The sequence below is a fragment of the Pseudomonas hydrolytica genome (assembly GCF_021495345.1).
In the GTDB taxonomy this organism is placed as follows: Bacteria; Pseudomonadota; Gammaproteobacteria; order Pseudomonadales; family Pseudomonadaceae; genus Aquipseudomonas; species Aquipseudomonas hydrolytica.
Map to the genome: position 1 here is coordinate 2,021,892 of NZ_CP099397.1, position 19,714 is coordinate 2,041,605.

17 protein-coding genes are annotated in these 19,714 nt (G+C 66.7%); 4 read left to right on the forward strand and 13 right to left on the reverse strand.

Annotated elements, in window-relative coordinates; all coding sequences use genetic code 11:
- Nucleotides 1–42: 42 nt before the first annotated feature.
- The gene (locus tag L1F06_RS09315; protein ID WP_012018916.1) at nucleotides 43–936 is read left to right on the forward strand and encodes a bile acid:sodium symporter family protein; all 894 of its coding nucleotides are present in this window, start codon (nucleotides 43–45) and stop codon (nucleotides 934–936) included.
- A gap of 95 nt (nucleotides 937–1,031) precedes the next feature.
- Here the strand turns inward: L1F06_RS09315 and L1F06_RS09320 are convergent, their stop codons facing one another.
- Both L1F06_RS09320 and L1F06_RS09325 read right to left on the reverse strand, forming a co-directional pair.
- Nucleotides 1,032–2,222: a benzoate/H(+) symporter BenE family transporter gene (locus L1F06_RS09320; RefSeq protein ID WP_003243705.1), complete on the reverse strand. Its 1,191-nt coding sequence runs from the start codon at nucleotides 2,220–2,222 to the stop codon at nucleotides 1,032–1,034.
- Nucleotides 2,222–2,833 carry a LysE family translocator gene (locus tag L1F06_RS09325; RefSeq protein WP_003243708.1) on the reverse strand — a complete coding sequence of 204 codons (612 nt, stop codon included), beginning with the start codon at nucleotides 2,831–2,833 and terminating at the stop codon, nucleotides 2,222–2,224. Before L1F06_RS09325 ends, L1F06_RS09320 begins: the two co-directional genes overlap by 1 nt.
- A 144-nt stretch (nucleotides 2,834–2,977) precedes the next feature.
- Between L1F06_RS09325 and L1F06_RS09330 the strand changes: the two genes are divergently transcribed.
- Nucleotides 2,978–3,625 carry a hypothetical protein gene (locus tag L1F06_RS09330; protein WP_129483344.1) on the forward strand — a complete coding sequence of 216 codons (648 nt, stop codon included), beginning with the start codon at nucleotides 2,978–2,980 and terminating at the stop codon, nucleotides 3,623–3,625.
- 54 nt (nucleotides 3,626–3,679) lie between these two features.
- On the opposite strand, the gene L1F06_RS09335 is transcribed toward L1F06_RS09330, so the two are convergent.
- The 4 genes from L1F06_RS09335 to L1F06_RS09350 all read right to left on the reverse strand — a co-directional run bounded on the left by L1F06_RS09335 (nucleotide 3,680) and on the right by L1F06_RS09350 (nucleotide 8,356).
- Nucleotides 3,680–6,088, reverse strand: a complete 2,409-nt coding sequence (locus L1F06_RS09335; RefSeq protein WP_129483345.1) for a TonB-dependent siderophore receptor — start codon at nucleotides 6,086–6,088, stop codon at nucleotides 3,680–3,682.
- 78 nt (nucleotides 6,089–6,166) lie between these two features.
- On the reverse strand, nucleotides 6,167–7,123 hold the full coding sequence (locus L1F06_RS09340) for a FecR domain-containing protein (protein ID WP_129483346.1): 957 nt from the start codon (nucleotides 7,121–7,123) through the stop codon (nucleotides 6,167–6,169).
- The gene (locus L1F06_RS09345) at nucleotides 7,120–7,638 is read right to left on the reverse strand and encodes an RNA polymerase sigma factor (protein WP_003243715.1); all 519 of its coding nucleotides are present in this window, start codon (nucleotides 7,636–7,638) and stop codon (nucleotides 7,120–7,122) included. Before L1F06_RS09345 ends, L1F06_RS09340 begins: the two co-directional genes overlap by 4 nt.
- 196 nt (nucleotides 7,639–7,834) lie before the next feature.
- Nucleotides 7,835–8,356, reverse strand: a complete 522-nt coding sequence (locus tag L1F06_RS09350) for a MarR family winged helix-turn-helix transcriptional regulator (protein ID WP_129483347.1) — start codon at nucleotides 8,354–8,356, stop codon at nucleotides 7,835–7,837.
- A gap of 83 nt (nucleotides 8,357–8,439) precedes the next feature.
- Here L1F06_RS09350 and L1F06_RS09355 point away from each other — a divergent pair, with 83 nt between their 5' ends.
- Both L1F06_RS09355 and L1F06_RS09360 read left to right on the forward strand, forming a co-directional pair.
- Nucleotides 8,440–9,597, forward strand: a complete 1,158-nt coding sequence (locus tag L1F06_RS09355) for an aminotransferase-like domain-containing protein (protein ID WP_129483348.1) — start codon at nucleotides 8,440–8,442, stop codon at nucleotides 9,595–9,597.
- Nucleotides 9,598–9,702: 105 nt separating this feature from the next.
- Nucleotides 9,703–10,305: a glutathione S-transferase family protein gene (locus L1F06_RS09360; RefSeq protein WP_090428332.1), complete on the forward strand. Its 603-nt coding sequence runs from the start codon at nucleotides 9,703–9,705 to the stop codon at nucleotides 10,303–10,305.
- Here the strand turns inward: L1F06_RS09360 and L1F06_RS09365 are convergent, their stop codons facing one another.
- The 7 genes from L1F06_RS09365 to L1F06_RS09395 all read right to left on the reverse strand — a co-directional run bounded on the left by L1F06_RS09365 (nucleotide 10,306) and on the right by L1F06_RS09395 (nucleotide 19,625).
- A complete protein-coding gene (locus L1F06_RS09365; RefSeq protein WP_096826695.1) occupies nucleotides 10,306–10,872 on the reverse strand; it encodes a helix-turn-helix transcriptional regulator in 567 nt (188 codons plus the stop codon).
- Nucleotides 10,873–10,958: 86 nt separating this feature from the next.
- On the reverse strand, nucleotides 10,959–11,600 hold the full coding sequence (locus tag L1F06_RS09370; protein ID WP_012018906.1) for a response regulator transcription factor: 642 nt from the start codon (nucleotides 11,598–11,600) through the stop codon (nucleotides 10,959–10,961).
- Nucleotides 11,597–14,650, reverse strand: a complete 3,054-nt coding sequence (locus L1F06_RS09375; protein WP_129483349.1) for a sensor histidine kinase — start codon at nucleotides 14,648–14,650, stop codon at nucleotides 11,597–11,599. The genes L1F06_RS09370 and L1F06_RS09375 overlap by 4 nt, the downstream gene beginning before the upstream one ends.
- The gene (locus tag L1F06_RS09380; RefSeq protein ID WP_129483350.1) at nucleotides 14,637–15,407 is read right to left on the reverse strand and encodes an alpha/beta fold hydrolase; all 771 of its coding nucleotides are present in this window, start codon (nucleotides 15,405–15,407) and stop codon (nucleotides 14,637–14,639) included. The genes L1F06_RS09375 and L1F06_RS09380 overlap by 14 nt, the downstream gene beginning before the upstream one ends.
- A 30-nt stretch (nucleotides 15,408–15,437) precedes the next feature.
- Nucleotides 15,438–17,066 carry an MFS transporter gene (locus tag L1F06_RS09385; RefSeq protein ID WP_129483351.1) on the reverse strand — a complete coding sequence of 543 codons (1,629 nt, stop codon included), beginning with the start codon at nucleotides 17,064–17,066 and terminating at the stop codon, nucleotides 15,438–15,440.
- Nucleotide 17,067: 1 nt separating this feature from the next.
- Entirely contained in the window at nucleotides 17,068–19,050 is a 1,983-nt protein-coding gene (locus tag L1F06_RS09390; RefSeq protein WP_129483352.1) for an amidohydrolase, read from the reverse strand.
- Nucleotides 19,047–19,625 carry an antibiotic biosynthesis monooxygenase gene (locus L1F06_RS09395; RefSeq protein WP_041773087.1) on the reverse strand — a complete coding sequence of 193 codons (579 nt, stop codon included), beginning with the start codon at nucleotides 19,623–19,625 and terminating at the stop codon, nucleotides 19,047–19,049. The genes L1F06_RS09390 and L1F06_RS09395 overlap by 4 nt, the downstream gene beginning before the upstream one ends.
- Nucleotides 19,626–19,714: the final 89 nt, after the last annotated feature.

Consider the following 19,714-nt stretch of genomic DNA (forward strand, 5'->3'; position numbering starts at 1 on the left):
CTGCGCAAAATCCTGCCAGGTTCCCCTGGAGCGATAACAATAATGACCGCCGATCCCTTGCTGACGTTTTTCCTTCCCGCCGCGCTGGGCATCATCATGCTCGGCCTCGGCCTGTCGCTGACCCTGGCCGATTTCGCCCGGGTGGTGAAATTTCCCAAACCCGTGCTGATCGGCCTGGCCTGCCAGCTGTTGCTGCTGCCGCTGGCCTGCTTCTTCCTGGCCAAGGCCTTCGGCCTGGCACCGGCACTGGCCGTCGGCCTGATGCTGCTGGCCGCCTCGCCGGGCGGCACCACGGCCAACCTGTACAGCCACCTGGCCCATGGCGACGTGGCGCTGAACATCACCCTGACCGCGGTGAATTCGGTGATCGCGATTCTGACCATGCCGCTGATCGTCAACCTGTCGCTGATGTACTTCATGGCGGACGATCAGGCCATACCGCTGCAGTTCGCCAAGGTGGTGCAGGTGTTCGCCATCGTTCTCGGCCCGGTGGCCATCGGCATGTGGCTGCGCAGCCGCTTTCCCGGTTTCGCCGAGCGCATGCAGAAACCGGTGAAGATCGTTTCGGCGCTGTTCCTGTTGCTGATCATCCTGCTGGCGGTGGCCAAGGACTGGCGCACCTTCGTCGATTACGCGCCGTCGGTCGGCGGCGCGGCGCTGGCCTTCAACCTGCTGAGCATGGCGGTGGGCTACTGCGTACCCAGGCTGCTCAAGCTCAATCTGCGCCAGGCGATCGCCATCGCCATGGAGATCGGCATCCACAACGGCACCCTGGCCATCGCCCTGGCGCTCAGCCCGGCGCTGCTGAACAACCCGACCATGGCCATTCCCGCAGCCATCTACAGCCTGATCATGTTCATCACGGCGGCGCTGTTCGGCCTGTGGGTCAACCGCGTGCATGGCGCAGAACTGGCCGAGCCGGCGCCCGGACGGTAGGGTGCGCTGCGCGCACCGTTGAACAGGCTGTTAGCCAGTGGTGCGCACGGCGCACCCTACCGCTCGTAGCCCGGATTGCATCCGGGCTGCGGGGGCTACCGCTTGCCCCAGTTCAGCACGGCCAGGGTCAACAGGCCGGCGACTATGCCCCAGAAGGCCGAGCCGACGCCGGCCAGGGTCATCCCCGACGCCGTGACCAGGAAGGTGATCAGCGCCGCTTCGCGCTCGTTGGGCTCGCTCATGGCCTGGGTCAGGCCGCCAATGATCGAGGCGAACAGCGCCAGCGCGGCGATGGAGAGGATCAGTGCGGCCGGCAACGCGGCGAACAGCGAGGCCAGGGTGGCGCCGAAGATGCCGGCGATGGCGTAGAACACCCCGCACCAGACCGCCGCTGTGTAGCGCTTGCGCGGGTCTTCATGGGCTTCCGGGCCGGCGCAGATGGCGGCGCTGATGGCGGCCATGTGTATGCCGTGGCTGCCGAACGGCGCCATCAGGATCGATACCAGGCCGGTGCTGGTCAGCAGCGGTGAGGCCGGCACGTCATAGCCGTTGGCGCGCAGCACGGCCATGCCGGGCAGGTTCTGCGAGGCCATGGCGACGATGAACAGCGGAATGCCGATGCTGATCGCCGCGGCCAGCGAGAAGCTGGGCGTAGTCCATTCAGGCGTGGCCAGCTGCAGCTGGAAATCGCTGAAGTCCAGCAGGCCGAAGACCCCGGCCAGCACACTGCCCACGATCAGCGCGGAGAGCACCGAGTAGCGCGGCCAAAGACGTTTGCCGAGCAGATAGGCCAGCAGCATGGCGATCACCAGGAAGGGCTGCTGCTCGGCGGCCACGCAGATTTCCAGACCGATCTTGAACAGCACACCGGCCAGCAGCGCAGCGGCGATGGAGGCGGGTATGCGGCGCATCAGGCGGTCGAAGGTTCCGGTCAGGCCGATCAGCACGATCAGGCCCGAAGCCAGGATATAGGCGCCAATCGCCTCGCCATAAGAGACCTGCGGCAGACTGGTGATCAGCAGCGCCGCACCGGGCGTCGACCAGGCGATCATCACCGGCGCGCGGTAGCGCAGCGAGAGCACGATGCAGCACAGTGCCATGCCGATCGACAGTGCCCAGATCCACGAGGAAATCTGCCCGGCGCTGAGGCCGGCCGCCTGGCCGGCCTGGAACATCAGCACCAGGGAGCTGGTGTAGCCGGTGAGCATGGCGATGAAGCCAGCCACCACGGCCGAGGTGGAGGTATCGGCCAGTGGGCGCAGGCGGGTAGGGGCGACGTCTTGCATCAGAGCAGTCCCGTGTCGACGAAGATGGGGTAGAGCGAGGCGACCAACAGTAGCGCCATGCCGATATTGAAGGCGCGCAGGGCGCGCGGGTTGTCCAGCCAGCTGCGCAGCAGGCTGCCGGCGACGGTCCACAGGCCGACGCTGGGGCAGTTGACCAGGGCGAACAGTGCAGCGATCAGCAGCACGTTGCTGACGAAGCCGTCCTGCGGGGTATAGGTGGTAATGGCGCCGATGGCCATGATCCAGGCCTTGGGGTTGACCCATTGGAAGGCCGCGGCCTGGAGAAAGGTAAACGGCTTGGCGGCGGGGTTGTCACGGCCTTGCGGAGCGCCGGCCTGGGCGATCTTCCAGGCCAGGTAGAGCAGGTAGGCCGCGCCGACGTAACGCAGCACGTCATGCAGCACCGGCAGGCGTTCGAACAGCTGGCCGAGGCCCAGGCCTACCGAGGCCACCAGCAGCATGAAGCCCAGGCTGATGCCGAGCATGTGCGGGATGCTGCGGCGCACGCCGAAATTCACGCCCGAGGCGAGCAGCATCATGTTGTTGGGGCCGGGCGTCACCGAGGTGACGAAGGCGAAGGCAATGAAGGCGAGCAGCAGTTCGGTGGACATGGTCGTTCTCCGGTGACTGGCAAAGCCTATTGCGCGGCTGCGGTGGCGTCGCGGTACAGCCACCGCTGGGTTGAACCGTACAGTCTGGTCAAGCGCCGCGCGGCTGGTTAGCCTCGGGTTTTTGCCGAACAAGGCGGACGTGCGATGCAACCGGACAATCCCTACAGTGCGCCACAGGTGGAGCTGCTCGACGCCGCTCCCGTTCACCGCCTGCCAGGCTGGAGCGCTCGCCAGCTGCGGGTGCTCGGCTGGCTGGCGCTGGTCTCGGTGGTAGCCAACGCTATGGTGGTCGGGCTTACATTTGCCGGAGCCCTGCTGGAGGCAGATGAAGCTGAACTGCTGTTTACCTACACCGACTGGCTTAGCCTGGTGCTGGCGTTACTCGGCTGCTACCTGCTGCTGCGTTTCAAAGCCTTTGCCGAGGTGCGTTTTTTCGCGCGCAACCTCAGCGTACCGATCTGGTTGCTGCTGGCGGTGACGCTGCTGCTGGAGGCAGTGGACATGCTTTTCAGTGACCAACTGTTCGCCGGATTGGACTGGCAGACCATCGGCTATATGGCGCTGTTGTGTCTTATGGGCATCTGCACTACCTGGCTGGGGATACGGCTGCTCAAGTTGCAAGGTCCCTATCCGGCGCTGAAAGTGATGGCCTGGCTCGATATCGTCGGTGGGCTGATGTTGGCCAGCGTGCTGTTGATGCTGGTGGCGTTGCTGCCGTTGCTAGGGGCGGGCGTGGCGCTGATGCTGGTGTTCTTCAAGGGTGCTGCCGAGTTGCAGGAGACGGCGGGCTGACTGTGGCGTAAATGGCAGGAGCCGCCCATCGGGCGGCTCCTGTTTTTCAGCCTGTTACCACTTGTAGTCGATACTCGCGGTGACCCGGCGCGGGTCGCCGGCATAGCAGTAGAAGCCGTCGCAGGTGGCCAGGTATTCCTTGTCGAACAGGTTGTTGGCGTTGAGCGATACGCTGGCACCACGCAGGCTGGCATCGAGCTGACCGAGGTCGTAGCGCACGGCAGCGTCGTAGACGGTGTAGGCGCTGCTGTGGCCGTCGGAGGCATCCCGCACGAAACCCAGGTTGCCGACGGCGATGTTGTCGGTGGAGCCGACGAAGCGGGCGCCGAAGCCAACGCCGAATCCGGCCAGCATGCCCTGATTCCAGTCATAGTCGGCCCAGATCGAAGCCTGGTGTTCCGGCGTGAGAGGCAGGGCGCGGTTCTTGTCGCGCGGGTCGCCAACCTTGGTCATCTTGCTGTTGGTGTAGGTGTAGGAGGCCGTCAGGCTGAGGTTCTCGGTGAGGTTGCCGGTGGCCTCCAGCTCCAGGCCGCGTACCTCTACCTCGCTCACCGGTTCGCTGGCGCCGGCGATATTGGTGGTCACGATGTTCTGCCGCTTCAGGTCATAGACCGCGGCAGTGAACAGCATGTCGCTGCCCGGCGGTTGGTACTTGATGCCCAGCTCGTACTGCTTGCCGGTACTGGGTTTGAACGCGGCGCCGCCATTGCCGCCCGCTTCGGCCTGGAAGGATTCGGCGTAGGACAGGTAGGGTGTGAAGCCGGAGTCGAAGACGTAGCTCAGCGCGGCGTTGCCGCTGAACTGGCTGTCGCGGCGGCTGTCCTCGGCGTCATTGGCGTTGTAGAACACCGAGTCGGTATCCAGCCGATCCCAGCGGCCACCCAGGGTCAGGCGCCAGGCGTCGAGGGCGATCTGATCCTGCAGGTAGAGGCCTGCGTTCCTGCGCTTCTGGTTGTAGTCCTGGAAGGCGGTGTAGGCGACACCACTGAAGTCCTGGCCATAGATCGGGTTGATGATATTGCTGCTCGGGGCGCTGCCATACAGCCAGCGGTAATCGGTGTTGACGCGCAGATAATCCACGCCCAGCAGCAAGGTATGGGTCAGCGCGCCCGTACGGAAGTCAGCCTGGAAATTGTTGTCCATGGCGAAGTGGCTGATGTTCTCGTCGTACACGTTGGCGCCGCGCGCAACCGTGCCGTCGTCAGCGACCGCGGTAGCCCAACCCCCAGCCGTGATGATCTGGTTATCCAGCTCGAGCTTGCTGTAGCGAAGGTTCTGATTGAACTGCCAGACATCGTTGATGCGGTGCTCGAAGGCGTAGCCGAGGGCATAGAAGGTCTTGTCGTAGAACTCCCAGTCGGGGTCGCCGAGGTTCTTGTTGTAGTCGATCTTGCCGGCCGGCGTGCCCAGCTTGGTGCCTTGCAGAGGCAGGAACTGGCTGGTGCCGCCGGTATCGTCGCGATTGAACTGTCCGAGGAAGGTCAGCCTGGTGTCGCCTGCTATGTTCCAGGTCAGGCTGGGCGCCAGGTTGAAGCGCTGGTCATCCATATGCTCGATGACCGTGCCGCTGTCACGACCCACGCCACTGAACCGGTAGAGAAAACGGCCCTCGTCATCGATCTTGCCGGTGCTGTCGAAGCTGATCTGCTTGTGCTGGTAGTTACCGACTTGCACCTGCACTTCATGGCTGCTTTCGGCCTGTGGGCGACGGCTGACGGCGTCAACCAGGCCGCCGGGCGGGGTCTGGCCATAGACCGAGGAGGCCGGGCCGCGCAGCACGGCGACGCGCTCCAGGTTCCAGGTCTCCAGTTTGGGCATGGTGTAGCTGCCCTTGGGCAGCGGCAGGCCGTCGAGCAGCTGAATCGGTTCGAAGCCGCGGATCTTCATCCAGTCGGCGCGGCTGTCGCTGCCGTAGCTGCTGGCGATCACGCCGGGCATGTAGCGCACGGCATCGTCCAGGTTCTGCACCTTGCGATCCTGCATCTGCTCACGGGTGGCAACCGAGATGGAGCGTGGCGTCTCCAGAAGCGGCGTGTCGGTCTTGGTGCCGGTTGCCGTGCGGCTGGCCAGGTAGCCGCGGGTCGGGCCCCAGGCCGTTTCGGCGGCCTGTTCGCTGGCGGTAACGGTTACGTCGGGCAGCGCCACCGCCGATTCGGCGGCAGGCACCAGGCTGTAGACGCCAGCGCCGTTGCTCTGCAGTTGCAGACCGGTGCCGCGCAGGGCCTGGTTGAGCGCGTCGACGGCTTGCAGATCACCTTCTACCGGCGCCGAGCGTTTGCCCTCGGTCAGCGCCGGGTCGATGCTCAGGGTCACGCCGGCCTGGCTGGCGATCTGGTTGAGCGTGGCGGCCAGGGGGCCGGCGGGCAGCTGATAGGGCTCGGCATGAGCCAGCCCCACCTGGCCGGCGAAGGCGATGGTCAGCGCCAGCAGAGTGCGGCGGAAGGGAGCGGCGGTGGAGGACATTGCGAACTTCTCCTAAGAGGTAATGTATCTCAATGTCCTTTTGCCGAAGCAGAAATCAAAAATGACAGGGGCGGCAGATTATTTTTCTGCCGGCACGACGCGCGTCCACCAGGGGCCGATCTGCTCGATGCGCACCGGCAGGCTCGGTGGCAGCGCGGCCAGGGCCTTGTCGCTGTCGTGCAGCGGGAAGCTGCCGCTGATACGCAAGCCGGCCAGGCTCGGGTCGAGGCCCAGGTAGCCGCTACGGTATTCGCCGAGTTGATCGATAAGGCGCTGCAGCGGCAGGTTGTCCGCCACCAGCATGCCGCGACTCCAGGCATCGGCGCCGATGGGAGCGGGGCTGCTGTCGCCGAGGTGCCGGCTGTCCATGCGCACCTGCTCGCCACTCTGGATGATGCGCTCCTGCGTACCGGAGAGCGGCCGCGCAGCCACGGCCGACTGCAGGACGATCAGCTCGGTGGCGTCGCCATCGCGACGCACCAGAAAGCGCGTTCCCAGGGCACGCAGGCGGCCCTGCGCCGTCTCCACGACGAACGGACGCGCATCGCCCTTGGCGGTCTGGATCAGGATTTCACCGCTGAGCAGCACCAGGCGGCGCTCGTCGTCGTCGAACGCAACGTTCAGCGCACTGCGGCTGTTGAGGCGGATCTGGCTGCGGTCGGCGAGCAGCAGGTCGCGCTGCTCCCCGGCGGCGGTGCGATAGTCGGCAAGGTAGTCGCCCAGCGGGCGCTGCTGAGCCAGCAAGGCCAGGGCGATGCCGCTTGCCAGCAGCAGGGCCAGGGCATTGCCCCCCAGGCGTCGCAGGCTGCGACGCCGCTGGCCGCCTTGCAGCAGGGCGCGGCGGGCCGGCGCAGGGGTGGCCGCGGCGAGTTGCTGGTCGATGCCGCCGAGCCTGCGCCAGACGAGGCCATGCTCGGGATGGGCCGCCAGCCAGCGGGCGAAATCCTGGCGTTGCTGTTCGCTGGCCTCGCCGGAGTCCAGGCACAGCTGCCAGGCAATGGCCTCATCCAGGGCGCGCGCCGATACCCGGTTCATTGCGGCGCTCCATACAGCGCGATGTAGCACTGGCGCAGGCCCTGGGCGAGGTACTGGCGCACCCGCGAGGGCGATACGCCCAGACGCTCGGCGATCTCGGCATGGCCGAGACCGTCCAGGCGGTTGTAGAGGAAGGCGGCGCGCGCCTTGCTCGACAGGTGTCCGAGCAGACGATCGATCTCGCTCAGCTGTTCCAGCGCCAGCGCCTGTTCCTCGGGGCTCGGTTGCAGGGCCTCGGGGGCCAGAGCGAGTTCTTCGAGATAGGCGCGCTCCAGCGCACTGCGGCGGAACTGGTCGATCAGCAGGCCCCTGGCGATGGTGGTGAGCAAGGCACGAGGTTCACGCGGGCTGTGCAGGTCCGGGCGGCCGAGCAGGCGCACGAAGGTGTCCTGACTCAGGTCTTCGGCGCGCTGCGTGCAATTCAGACTTTTGCGCAGCCAGCCGAACAGCCAGTCGCGATGGTCGCGGTAAAGCAGGCCGACCAACTGCTGATTGCTGGAATCCTGAACCGACACGCGCACCTCGCGATATCTAAGTTAAGGTGATAATGATTCGCATATGATTGCAGAGGTCATGGTTGCGCGCAATTGCCGAAATGACCGGCGGTGCAGGGGAATGGAAGGGGGGAGGCTGAATCGGTAGGAGCAGCGTTGCTCGCGAACAAGAGGCTTCGCCAGCAACGCTGCTAGGAGTGGGACATGGCCGCGGTGGCTACGTACGTTCGTGGCGGCTGCGGGCCAGGGCGTGATTGACGGCCAGCCAGCCCTGTACGGCTTCTTCTCCCATTTCGCTGAACACCCGCTGCAGCAGTCGCGCCTGCTCGCGACGCAGGGCCTGTTCCAGCTTGGCGCCTTCGGCGGTGAAGCCGAGCAGGCGTTTGCGCTTGTCGTCTGCTGCCGCCTCGCTCTGCACCAGGTGCATTTCCATCAGCTGGCGCAGCGGCGTGTTCAGCGCCTGCTTGCTCACGCCCAGATAGCCCAGCAGCTCCTTCATGCTCAGCCCGGGATACTTGGCGATGAAGAACAGGATGCGGTGGTGCACCCGTGACAGGCCGCGCCTGGCCAGCATCTCGTCGGGCTTGGCGGTGAAGGCCTGGTAGCCGAAGAAGAAGGCCTCCATGGCCGCCTGCTGCACGGCGGGGTTCTTCATCGCCTGCCACCCGGTGCGGCCACCCTGCGGGCCGTCGCTGGGCGCGGTCAAAAATTTCTCGGGGAAATTTTTTAGGTCAGTCATATTGACGTATCTCTGGGCGGCGTCGTAGTTTCGGTCAAGCAGTTTGACTTAATTCCAATGACATTTGCACCCCAGGACATCCCATGGCCTTCTCCGAACGCATCGCCCGCCTGAAAAGCTCCCTGATCCGTGAAATTCTCGCCGCGGCGCAGCGTCCGGAGGTGATGTCCTTCGCCGGTGGGCTGCCGGCCGAGCCGATGCTGCCGAAGGTGGACTGGGCCGAGATGCCGGCGAGCATGGGCCAGTACGGCATGAGCGAGGGCGAGCCGGCGCTGCGTGAAGCCATCGCCGCCGAGGCGCGGGCTCTGGGCGTGCCCTGCGAGGCCAGCCAGGTGCTGATCGTCAGCGGCTCGCAGCAGACGCTGGATCTGGCCTCCAAGCTGTTCATCGATCCGGGCACCGAGGTGCTGCTCGAGGCGCCGACGTACCTGGCCGCGCTGCAGGCCTTCCAGCTGTTCGGCGCCGACTGCATCAGCGTGCCGCAGGAGGCCGATGGCCCCGAGCTGGCCGCGCTGCGCCAGCGTCTGGAAACGCACAAGCCGGCTTTCGCCTACCTGATTCCGACCTTCCAGAACCCGTCCGGCACCCGTTACAGCGAAGCCAAGCGCGAAGCGGTGGCGGCGCTGCTCGACGAGTTCGGCGTGACCCTGATCGAGGACGAGCCGTACCGCGAGCTGGTGTTCGACGCCGGCAGCGCCACGCCCATCGTCAGCCGCCTGCAGAAGGCCAGCTGGATCTACACCGGCACCGTATCCAAGACCCTGCTGCCGGGCCTGCGCGTCGGCTACCTGATCGCCACCAAGGACCTGTACCCGCACCTGCTGCGCCTGAAGCAGTCGGCCGACCTGCACACCAACCGCATCGGTCAGTGGCAGGCGCTGCAGTGGCTGGGCAGCGAGCAGTACAGTGGCCACCTGGCCGAGCTGCGCGATTTCTACCGCATCCGCCGCGACGCCATGCAGGCCGCGCTGCTGGAACACTTCGGCGAACTGGCCGACTGGCAGATCCCGCAGGGCGGCCTGTTCTTCTGGCTGACCCTCAAGCAGCCGCTGGACACCCGCACCCTGCTCGATGCGGCGCTGGCGCAGAACGTCGCCTTCATGCCGGGCGAGCCGTTCTTCATCGACCCGGATGCCAACCCTGGCCACCTGCGCCTGAACTTCAGCCATGTGGCGCCGGAGCGCCTGGGTGAGGGGCTGCGCCGACTGGCGGCGGTGATTCGAGAGGCGCAGGTGAAGTAGAGGTTTGTAGCGTAGGAGCAGCTAGCTGGCGACGCTCTCGCTGCGGCGGATCGCCGGCGAGTCGGCTCCTTCGAAAACACAAGGAAACACGGGGAGGGCAATGCGATGTACAAGGTCTACGGCGATTACCGGTCGGGCAACTGCTACAAGGTCAAGCTGATGCTGCATCTGCTCGGCAAACCCTACGAGTGGGTGCCTATCGACATTCTCAAGGGCGAAACGCAGAGCGAAGCCTTCCTGGCCAAGAACCCCAACGGCAAGATTCCGGTGCTGGAGCTGGACGACGGCACCTGCCTGTGGGAGTCCAACGCCATCCTCAACTACCTCGCCGATGGTAGCGACTTCCTGCCCCGCGAGCCGCGCCTGCGCACCCAGGTGCTGCAATGGCAGTTCTTCGAGCAGTACAGCCATGAGCCCTATGTTGCCGTGGCGCGTTTCATCCAGCTCTACCAGGGCATGCCCGAGGAGCGCCGCGAGGAACACGCGCGCTGCCTGAAGCTCGGCTACAAGGCCCTGAAGGTGATGGAAAAACAGCTCGAACGCACGCCCTATCTGGTCGGCGAGCATTACTCCATCGCCGATATCGCCCTGTATGCCTACACCCACGTGGCCGATGAGGGCGGTTTCAGCCTCGAAGCCTTCCCGGCCGTGCGCGCCTGGCTCGAGCGTGTGGCCAGCCATCCGCGTCATGTGACCATGCTGGGCTGATCAACCCTCGGAGGCAGCCTGCGCCTTCGCGGCGCAGCGCTGCCGCCACAGCAAGGGGCTGACTCCGGTCTCGCGGCGAAAGGTGCGGGTGAAGTGCGACTGATCGCAGAAGCCATGGGCATGGGCAATCTGCGTCAGTGGCTGATCGGTGGTCAGCATCATCGCCCGGGCCGCTTCTATGCGCTTGCGCGCCACGTAGGCCAGCGGCGTGATGCCGAAGGTCTGCTTGAACACATGGGAGAAGTGGCTGCTGCTCAGGTTGAGCTGGGCGGCCAGGTGGCAGGTGCGGATCGGCATATCCAGATGCCGGCTGATGTATTCGTCCAGACGCCGCGTTTGCCAGCGGTTCAGTCCCGTCGCATGGCGCAGGCCGCTCTCGACGCCGCTGTTTGCCTGACGCAGCAGCTCCATGGCCTGGTCGAGGTAGACATAGGCGCGCAGGGTGTCGTGCTGCAGGGCCGCTCCTGCATCGGCCAGCAGGTCGGCGATCCGTGCCAGCGTCCGAGCATCGTCCAGCGCCTTTGCCAGACAGGGCGCGATGCCCTGAGTTTCTCCGAGCGAGCCCATGTGAAGCCTCCTTGTCTGGTCAGAGACAGAGCATGCGCGGTGGAGCTGTCGGCGCCCAGCTCACAAGGAGGGGAAGAGGGGGAACACTAAAGTGGGGGGCCGACCTCGAGAACGCCGCGCTGCACGGCAATGGCCACGGCGTGGGTGCGATTGTTGGCGCCGAGTTTGTCCATGATCAGGCGCATATGCCCCTTTACCGTGTCCTCGGTGATACGCAGTTGCAGGGCGATGTCGCGGTTGGAATAGCCCAGCGCCGCCGCCTGCAGTACCTCGACCTCGCGGGGGCTGAGGCACTGCTGGCCGATATGCTCGGCCAGTTCGGCGGCGATCTCCGCTGGAATGTGGCGCTTGCCCGCGGCTACCAGGCGAATGGTCTCGACCAGCTCCTTGCGCAGGCTGCTTTTCAACAGGTAGGCCTGGGCGCCGGCCTGGATGGCATGCAGGGCGCGTACGTCGCCGCGGTAGGTGGTGAGGATGGCGATGCGTGCGCTCGGGCATTCGCTGCGGATGGCCTGGATGCTCTCGATGCCGTTCATGCGCGGCATCTGCAGGTCCATCAGGGTGACGTCCGGGCGCAGGCGGCGGAAGCAGTCCAGCGCCTCCTGTCCATCGCCGGCCTCGCCCACCAGTTCGATATCCGCCTGCGCCGTCAGTACGGCGGCGATGCCCTCGCGCAGCAGCGGGTGGTCATCGGCGACCAGCACGCGGATGGGGGTGGCGATGCTCATGGTCGCGGGCTCCTCGTGAATCTTTTCCAGTGTAGCCGGCGGCGGGCGGGAGGCTCTTCGCATCGATAGGCCAGTTCGCCGGCCAGGGTCAGATGCACCTGGCTGCCACTCCCGTGGACGCCGTGAATGTCGAGGGTGGCGCTCATCTTGGCGGCGCGTTCGTGCATGCCTTGCAGGCCCCAGTGGTCGAGGGCCTTGCTGCTATCCAGCTGATCGGCGCGAATGCCGCGGCCATCGTCGGTCACCAGCAGTTCGAACTGACGCGGGTCATAGTCCAGCTGCACTTGCACGAGGCTGGCGTGGGCGTGGCGAAAGGCGTTGCCGACGGCCTCGCGTGCCAGCAGGTAGAGCTCATCGTGGACCACCGGATGCAGCGCAAGGGGCGTGCCCTTCACCTCGACCCGATAGGCCACGCCCGGATGATCGAGCAAATGCTCCAGCTCGCGCAGCGCCTTGGGCAGGTCGGCAGAGGCCTGACGTACGTTGCGCAGGTCGCGCACCCGCTCGCGTCCCTCGTTGATCACCTGGTCGGCGCGGTCCAGTGCCTTTTCCAGCAGGCCGCGGCTGGGCTGTTCGGCAGGCAGGCTGTCGGCGGCGGCCTGCACGTGCAGCATCAGCCCCTGCACACCCTGCAGCAGGGTGTCGTGCAGCTCGCGGGCGATGCGCTCGCGCTCCTCGTGGCGTTCTTCCAGGCGTGTGCGCAGGTGCTCCGCGGCGCGCCGCATGTTGCTGCGGTAAATCAGATGCAGGGCGCCGAGCAGGGCGATGCCAAGCGACAGCAGGAACCACGGCTGGCGGTAGAACACCGGGCCGATGCTGAAGTCGAGTTCGGCGTCGCGTTCGCTGGGCACGCCGCTCTGGTTGAGGGCGCGTACCCGGAAGCGGTAGTCGCCTGCCGGTAGATCGGTATAGACGGCCTGGCGCTGACGGCCAGCGGAATGCCAGGTGTGATCGAAGCCGTCGAGGCGATAGAGAAAGTGCAGGCCTTCGGGCGCCGACAGGCTCAGCGCGCCGTAGTGAATGATCAGGCGCTGGCTGCTCGACGGCAGCACGGGGCTTGTGCTGATCGGTAGTGCGGCGCCATCCACCACCAGCGATTCGATGCGCACGCGCGGCGGCGCACTGTCTTGCTGGGTACGCAGCGGATCGAGGCCGACCACGCCGTTGCGGGTGACGAACCACAGCTGGTCATCGCCGACGCGCACCGCTGTGGGCAGCGGCAATACCTGATGGGGATCGTTGGCCAGGCCGCCCTGCGCAGCGTAGGTCCGGTAGCGGATGTGATGCGCCGGATTTTCCAGGGCCTGGGCGATCTCCGCGGCGGGCAGCTGGAAGATGCCGCCTTTGCCCTGCAGCCAGAGATCTTCGCCCGCTTCGGCCTGCACCGGGACGATGGCGTAGAGGTTGTCGAACAGACCGTTGTCCGGCAGCGGCAGACGCTGAAAGCGCTGCCCGTCGAAGCGTGCCAGGCCCCGCTGGCCGCCGACCCAGGCGTGCCCCGGCAGATGGGCCATGGCGGTCACATGGCCGACATCCAGGCCTTCTGCCGCACCCCATTGACGTTCGCCGCCGTCGTCGTGGCTGACCAGCAGGTTGTCGCGATAGCCGAACCAGCGGCCGCCATCGGGCGCCAGGGCGGCGCTGACCGGCATCTGCTGCGCCGGCTTGGCGCTCGGCGGCGGCAGCCCGTGCCAGCGCCCGTCGCGCAGGACGAACAGGCCCTGACGATTGACCGACAGCCACAGCTCGCCCTGGCGATCCACCAGCATGGCGCGCACCGCGGAGTCCAGGCTGCGTTGCACCGGCAGCTCGGCGACCTTCTGCAGGCTTGCGCCCTCGCTGCGCCAGATGCCCTGCGGGCCGGCCAGCCAGGCGTTGCCCTGGCTGTCGCGGGCGGTGGCGCTGATCGGCGTCTGCAGCGGCAGATGCTGCAGACCGTCGCGATCCAGACGCATCACCGGCAGGTTGCTGCTGCCGGCCCAGAGCGTGCCGGCCTGATCCGCCACCAGGGCCAGGTTCTGTGCATTGGCGGGCAGGCCCGCCGGTTGCAGCGGCCGGTCGCGCAGGCGATCCAGACCATCGTGGGTGCCTACCCAAAGGCTGCCTTCGCTGTCCTGATGCAGCGGCGCAACGAGGTCGGAGCTGAGCCCGTCGCGGGCGGAGAAACGTTCGAGGGTGCCGAACCCGCCCGCTTCATGGCGATTCGGCTGCGCCGCATGCAGCAGGCCGTGGCCGGCGGTACTCAGCCACAGAGCGCCCCGTTGGTCGAACAGCAGGGCATTGACCGACTCGCTGACCTCGATGCGAATGGCCTGCCCGGTCGAGCTATCCAGCCGCAGTACCGACTCGCCGTCGCGTTCGGCCAGCCACAGCGCGCCATCGGGGGCCTGGACGATCTGGCGGGGACGCCTGACCGCGATGCCGCTGTCGCGCAGCGTCCGGGCGCCGGGCTCCAGCGTATAGAGGCGCTGCTCGTCGGCCACCCATAGCCGGCCGTTGCTATCGATCAGCAGGGCATAGGCGTTCGTGCCGACGAAGCCGGTTTCGCTGGAAAGCTGTTGCCAGCTCTGTCCATCGAAGCGCAGCAGGCCATCGTTGGCCGCGGCCCAGAGCTGGCCGTCGGCGCTCTGCGCCAGGGCGTAGATGGTGCCGCGGCCCAGGTCGAAGGCGGCCGCGACCTCGCCCTCGGCGTCGATCAGACGCACGCCGCCATTGCGCAGGCCGACCCACAGGCCCTGGTCGCTGGCCATCAGGGTGGAGACTATGCCCAGTTCCTGACCATCGGCAGCGAGGTAGCGGGTGAAGTCGAGGCCGTCGAAGCGGTACAGCGAATCATGAGTGCCGAGCCACAGATAGCCGTCGCGGGTCTGCGCCAGTGCGCCGATCTGGCTGGGGCTGTGGTCGTTGTGGGTCCAGCGGCGATGTTCGAAGCGCTGTTCCAGTTCGCTGCCGTGGGCGCGAGCGGTGGCGCAGATGAGCAGGCACAGCAGGGCCAGTGCCGCGTACAGATGTTGAAGCTGCGAGGCGAGTGGCGACTCAGAAGCGTCCAAGCTGGTCTTGTGCCCATTCGATGCAGTAGTCGGCAATTGTTTCCCAACCCGGTTCGGCAATCAGCCAGTGGCTGTAGCCCCTGAAATGTTTGAACGTGGTGACGGCCGTCGAGCCCCGGTGGCGTCGATAGGCCGCCGCGACCGTGCTGGCGCGGACGGTGCGGTCCGCGCCCGCTGCGATCAGCAACAGCGGCGGGCGATTGGCGTTGCTGAAGTCGATACGGCTACCGATGCCCAGCGCGTTGTCGAAGAATACCCGGGCCGGTGCCGGCACGATATGCCGCGCGTAAGCAGCGGCCTGCCGTTCCGGCGTCAGCGTCTGCGCCATGTTGCGCACGAAATGTTGCGGGCTCATGTGCAGCACGCCGCGGCAGAGCGTCCGGCGCAGCAGCCAGGGCCCGCTGTCGCGCAACCCTTCCAGCCCGCCCTGGGCCGGCGGTGCGATGGCGATACCGGCGCTGCCCAGGCCGCGGTCGAGCAGCAGCTGCACCAGCAGGCCGCCAAGGTCATGGCCGATCAGCAGTGGCGGGTGTGCGAAGGTGCGAAGGTGCTCTTCGTAATGGGTGAGAAGGGCCGCGACACCCAGGCGGGTCATTGCTCTCGGCGGTTGGCTGCGCTGGCGTGCCAGGTCGGTGTCGAGCGAGGGCCAGGCTGGCGCGCTGCAGCTGTAGCCGCAGGCCTCGAAACGACGGCGAAAGCGGCTCCAGATCAGCGGGGTGAGCCAGGTCCCGTGAATGAACAGGGCCTGGCGGCTCATGGCGGTGAGCGTCCAGTCGCCGCTGTGCCGTCATGGCTGACCGTGGGCATGCTGAATGTCCGAATGCTCTGGCACCTGCTTGCCCGGCATCAGGAAGTGGTCGATGCGTATCGCGACCCCGGCGCTCTGGAACTGCCTGGCCGCCGCCTCGATGCGTTGCTCGGCGCGGGTCACCCGGCCGTGGTGGCGCAGGTGTTCGAGCCAGGACTCGTCGAAGAAGAACTCCTGCCAGTGGCGCGGGTTCTCGCTGCTCTGCACCAGACCCCAGGAGAACGCACCGTTGCGTCTGCGCATGCGCGCCACCTCGCTCATTGCCTGGCGAAAGGCCGAGGCATGCTCCGGCGCGATGTCGTAGTGCAGGGTGACCATCACCGGGCCGCGCTCGAGGTCGGCTTCGTCGGCGAGGATCGGCGCCGGCCAGTGCAGCGACGGGGCGAGATCCTCGGCTTCGGTAACCGGCAGCGGAAAACGCGACGTCAGCAGCCCGCCCAGCGCCAGACAGCCGGCCGCGGCGAACAGGGCGAGGGAAATCGACCCCTGGCTGGCGACGAAGCCCCACAGCGCGCCGCCGGCGGCCATGCTGCCGAAGAACACCAGGATATAGATGGAAAGGGCGCGCGCCCTTACCCAGTCCGGTACCGAGGTCTGCGCGGCGACCTGCAGGCTGGACAGCACGGCGATCCACGCCGCGCCGCTGAGCAGCATCACCGGCAGCAGGGCGGCGAAGTGGCGCAGGCTGGCCAGGGCGAGCAGCACCAAGGCGTAGAGCAGGCTGGCCAGCAGTACCAGGCGGTCGCTGCTGATGCGCTCGCGAATGCGCGGCAGCAGGGTGGCGCCGAGCACGGCGCCGACGCCCACGCTGCCCAGCATCAGGCCGAAGTCGCTGGCGCTGCCCTGCAACTCGCCGCGCACGATCAGCGGCAGCAGCGACATGCCGGCACTGGCGCCGACGAAGAAGGCCGCGGCGCGCACCAGCACCGATTGCAGCGGTTTCGAGGCGCGGCTGTAGCGCCAGCCGGCGCGCATGGCGCCCAGCAGGCGCTCGGCCGGGAAGGTCGCCACCTGGCGCTCGCGTTTCCAGGTCAGCAGCACCGCCATCACCGCGAAGAACGACAGGGCATTGAGGGCGAAGGTCGCCCAGGGGCCGCTCAAGCTGACCAGTACCCCGGCGATGGCCGGGCCGAGGGCACGGGCGACGTTGATACCGAGGCTGGACAGGGCGATGGCCGAAGGCAGGTCGCGCTTGCTCACCAGCTCCGGCGTCAGCGCCGACCAGGCCGGCATCATCAAAGCGGTGCCGACGCCCATGGCCAGGGTCATGCCCAGCAGCAGCCAGACCGTGGTCAGGCCGAGCAGGGTCAGTACGGCCAGCAGCGTCGCCACCGCCGCCATCCACAGCTGCACGCCGAGCAGATAGCGGCGCTTGTCGACGATATCGGCCATGGCGCCGGCCGGCAGCGCCAGGAGGAACATCGGCGCGGAGCCGGCGACCTGTACCAGCGCCACGTGCATGGGGTTGGCCGACAGGCTGGTCATCAGCCAGCCGGCACCCACCTCGTGCATCCAGGTGCCGATGTTCGAGGCGATGCTGGCCAGCCACAGCCAGCGGAAGGTGCTGTGCTTGAGTGCGCCCCAGGGCGAAGGTTTATCGCTGGCCATGTCAGAAGGCAAAGCAGGAGCAGCCGAAGGCGCCCCAGAAGCCCTGGTGATCACTCACCGGCACACTGCTGCGACGCGCACGGTCATGCTGGTGCTGATGCACCGCGCAGGCGCCGATGCACTGATGGATGCTGGCGGCCATGGGCGCGGCGAGCGGCTTCCAGTGCCCGGGCACCATCGTCACTGGTGACCAGTCCGGCAGTACCGGCAGCGTCGGCGGGGCGAGCTTGTCGAACTCGCCGGTGCCATGCACCACCTTGCCGCCGACGATGGTCAGCACCGATTCCTGCCACTTGATCTGCTCTTCCTCGATGCTGAAGAAGTCCGCGCTCAAGGCCACCAGGTCGGCCAGCTGGCCCACCTTGATCTGGCCCTTCTTGCCCTGTTCGCTGGAGAACCAGGCGCTGCCGTGGGTGAACAGCTGCAGCGCGGTGTCACGCGGCAGACCCTGCGGGTTGAGCGTGGTGCCGCCGACCGTCTTGCCGCTGACCAGCCAGTACAGCGCGGTCCAGGGGTTGTAGCTGGCCACGCGGGTGGCGTCGGTGCCGCCGCCGACCGGCACGCCTTCGGCCAGCATGCGCTGGATCGGCGGGGTGGCTTCGGCGGCCTTGGCGCCGTAGCGGTCGATGAAGTACTCACCCTGGAAGGCCATGCGGTGCTGGATGGCGATGCCGCCGCCGAGTGCCCGTACCCGTTCGATGTTGCGCGGGCTGATGGTCTCGGCATGGTCGAACAGCCAGGGCAGGCCGTTGAACGGCATGTCGCGGTCGACCTTCTCGAACACGTCGAGCATGCGCGAGATGGATTCGTCGTAGGTGGCGTGCAGACGGAACGGCCAGCGCTGCTCGACCAGATGGCGCACCACCGGCTCCAGCTCGGCTTCCATGCTCGGCGCCAGGTCCGGGCGCGGCTCGACAAAGTCCTCGAAGTCGGCGGCGGAGAACACCAGCATTTCGCCGGCGCCGTTATGACGCAGGAAGTCGGTGCCGTCGCCCGGCTTGACGATCTTGCTCCAGGCCTGGAAGTCCTGCAGTTCTTCCTTGGGCTTCTGGGTGAACAGGTTGTAGGCGATGCGCACGGTGAGCTGATCCTTGGCGGCCAGCTCCTGGATCACCTGGTAGTCGTCCGGGTAGTTCTGGTAGCCGCCACCGGCGTCGATGGCGCTGGTCACGCCCAGGCGGTTGAGCTCGTGCATGAACTGACGGGTGGAGTTGACCTGATACTCCAGCGGCAGCTTCGGCCCCTTGGCCAGGGTGGCGTAGAGGATCAGCGCATTGGGCCGGGCGATCAGCATGCCGGTGGGCTCGCCGCTGGCGTCACGCTGGATCTCGCCACCGGGCGGGTTCGGCGTGTTCTTGTCGTAGCCCACGGCGCGCAGTGCGGCGCGGTTGAGCAGGGCGCGGTCGTAGAGGTGCAGGACGAATACCGGGGTGTCGGGCGCCGCCTTGTTCAGCTCATCCAGGGTCGGCAGGCGTTTTTCGGCGAACTGGAATTCGGTCCAGCCGCCGACCACGCGCACCCACTGCGGCGTTGGCGTGCGGTCGGCCTGATCCTTGAGCATGCGCAGGGCATCGGCCAGCGACGGCACGCCCTCCCAGCGCAGCTCCAGGTTGTAGTTGAGGCCGCCGCGAATCAGGTGCAGGTGCGAGTCGTTGAGGCCGGGGATCACCGTGCGCTTTTGCAGGTCGATCACGCGTGTGGCATCGCCGCGCAGGGCCATGGCCTCGGCATCGCTGCCGACGGCGACGAAGCGTCCGTCCTTGATGGCCACGGCGCTGGCCTGAGGTTTTTCGCGGTCTACCGTGTGCAGGCGACCGTTGTACAGAATGAGATCGGCGCTCATGTTGCCTCCTGATGAGCTGGCGGACGAGTCGCCGGCCATGGCGGCGAAAGGCAGGGTGGACCACAGCGCCCCGGCGGCGCCGAGCACGCTGCTGGTGGCGAGAAAGTGGCGACGTTTCGGGTCGTAGGGATCCTGGCTCATGGTCGATCCTCATCGGCGGTTGGGCTCAGCCAGGCGGCGAACAGACGCGTGGCCATGGGCATGAACAGGTACACCACGAGCAACACGATGCTCAGGGTGATCACGACGTTGCTCGGCAGGTAAGCGCCGAGCCAGGGAACAAGGTGGAACAGGGGTTGCCAGAGCAGCGGTATCAGCAGACTCAGCGGCAGGATCACCAGGAAGGTGACGCAGGCCTGTTTCCACCTTGGCGGCGGCGTCTGCGCGCTTTCCGGCATGAACCAGAATTCCTTGCCCTGGGCGATCTCCAGCTGGTCGCCGGCGCGCAGCAGCGGCTCGATCTCGGCGATCAGCTGACGCCTTTGCTCCGAGTCGATCCAGTCCTGCAACTGCTGCAGGCCGGCGAAGCGCAGCACGCAGGTGAATTGCGCCAGGCTGGCCTGACGGCTGCGTACCACATCCACGCCCAGATGACCGGGGCATTGGCTGGCAGTGGTGATGATGCGCCGTAGCCAGGCCTCGTAACGCGGCACATGGTCGGGGCGTACCTGATGGCGCACCACCAGGGTGACGGTTTCCTGTTGCGTCTCGCTCATGCTGGAGACTCTGCGCGTGGCCTTGGTCTTGTCGATCCAGCGGCGCGCAGCGATGCGCGCCACTGGTCGAGTCGGGGGCGTTACCGCCG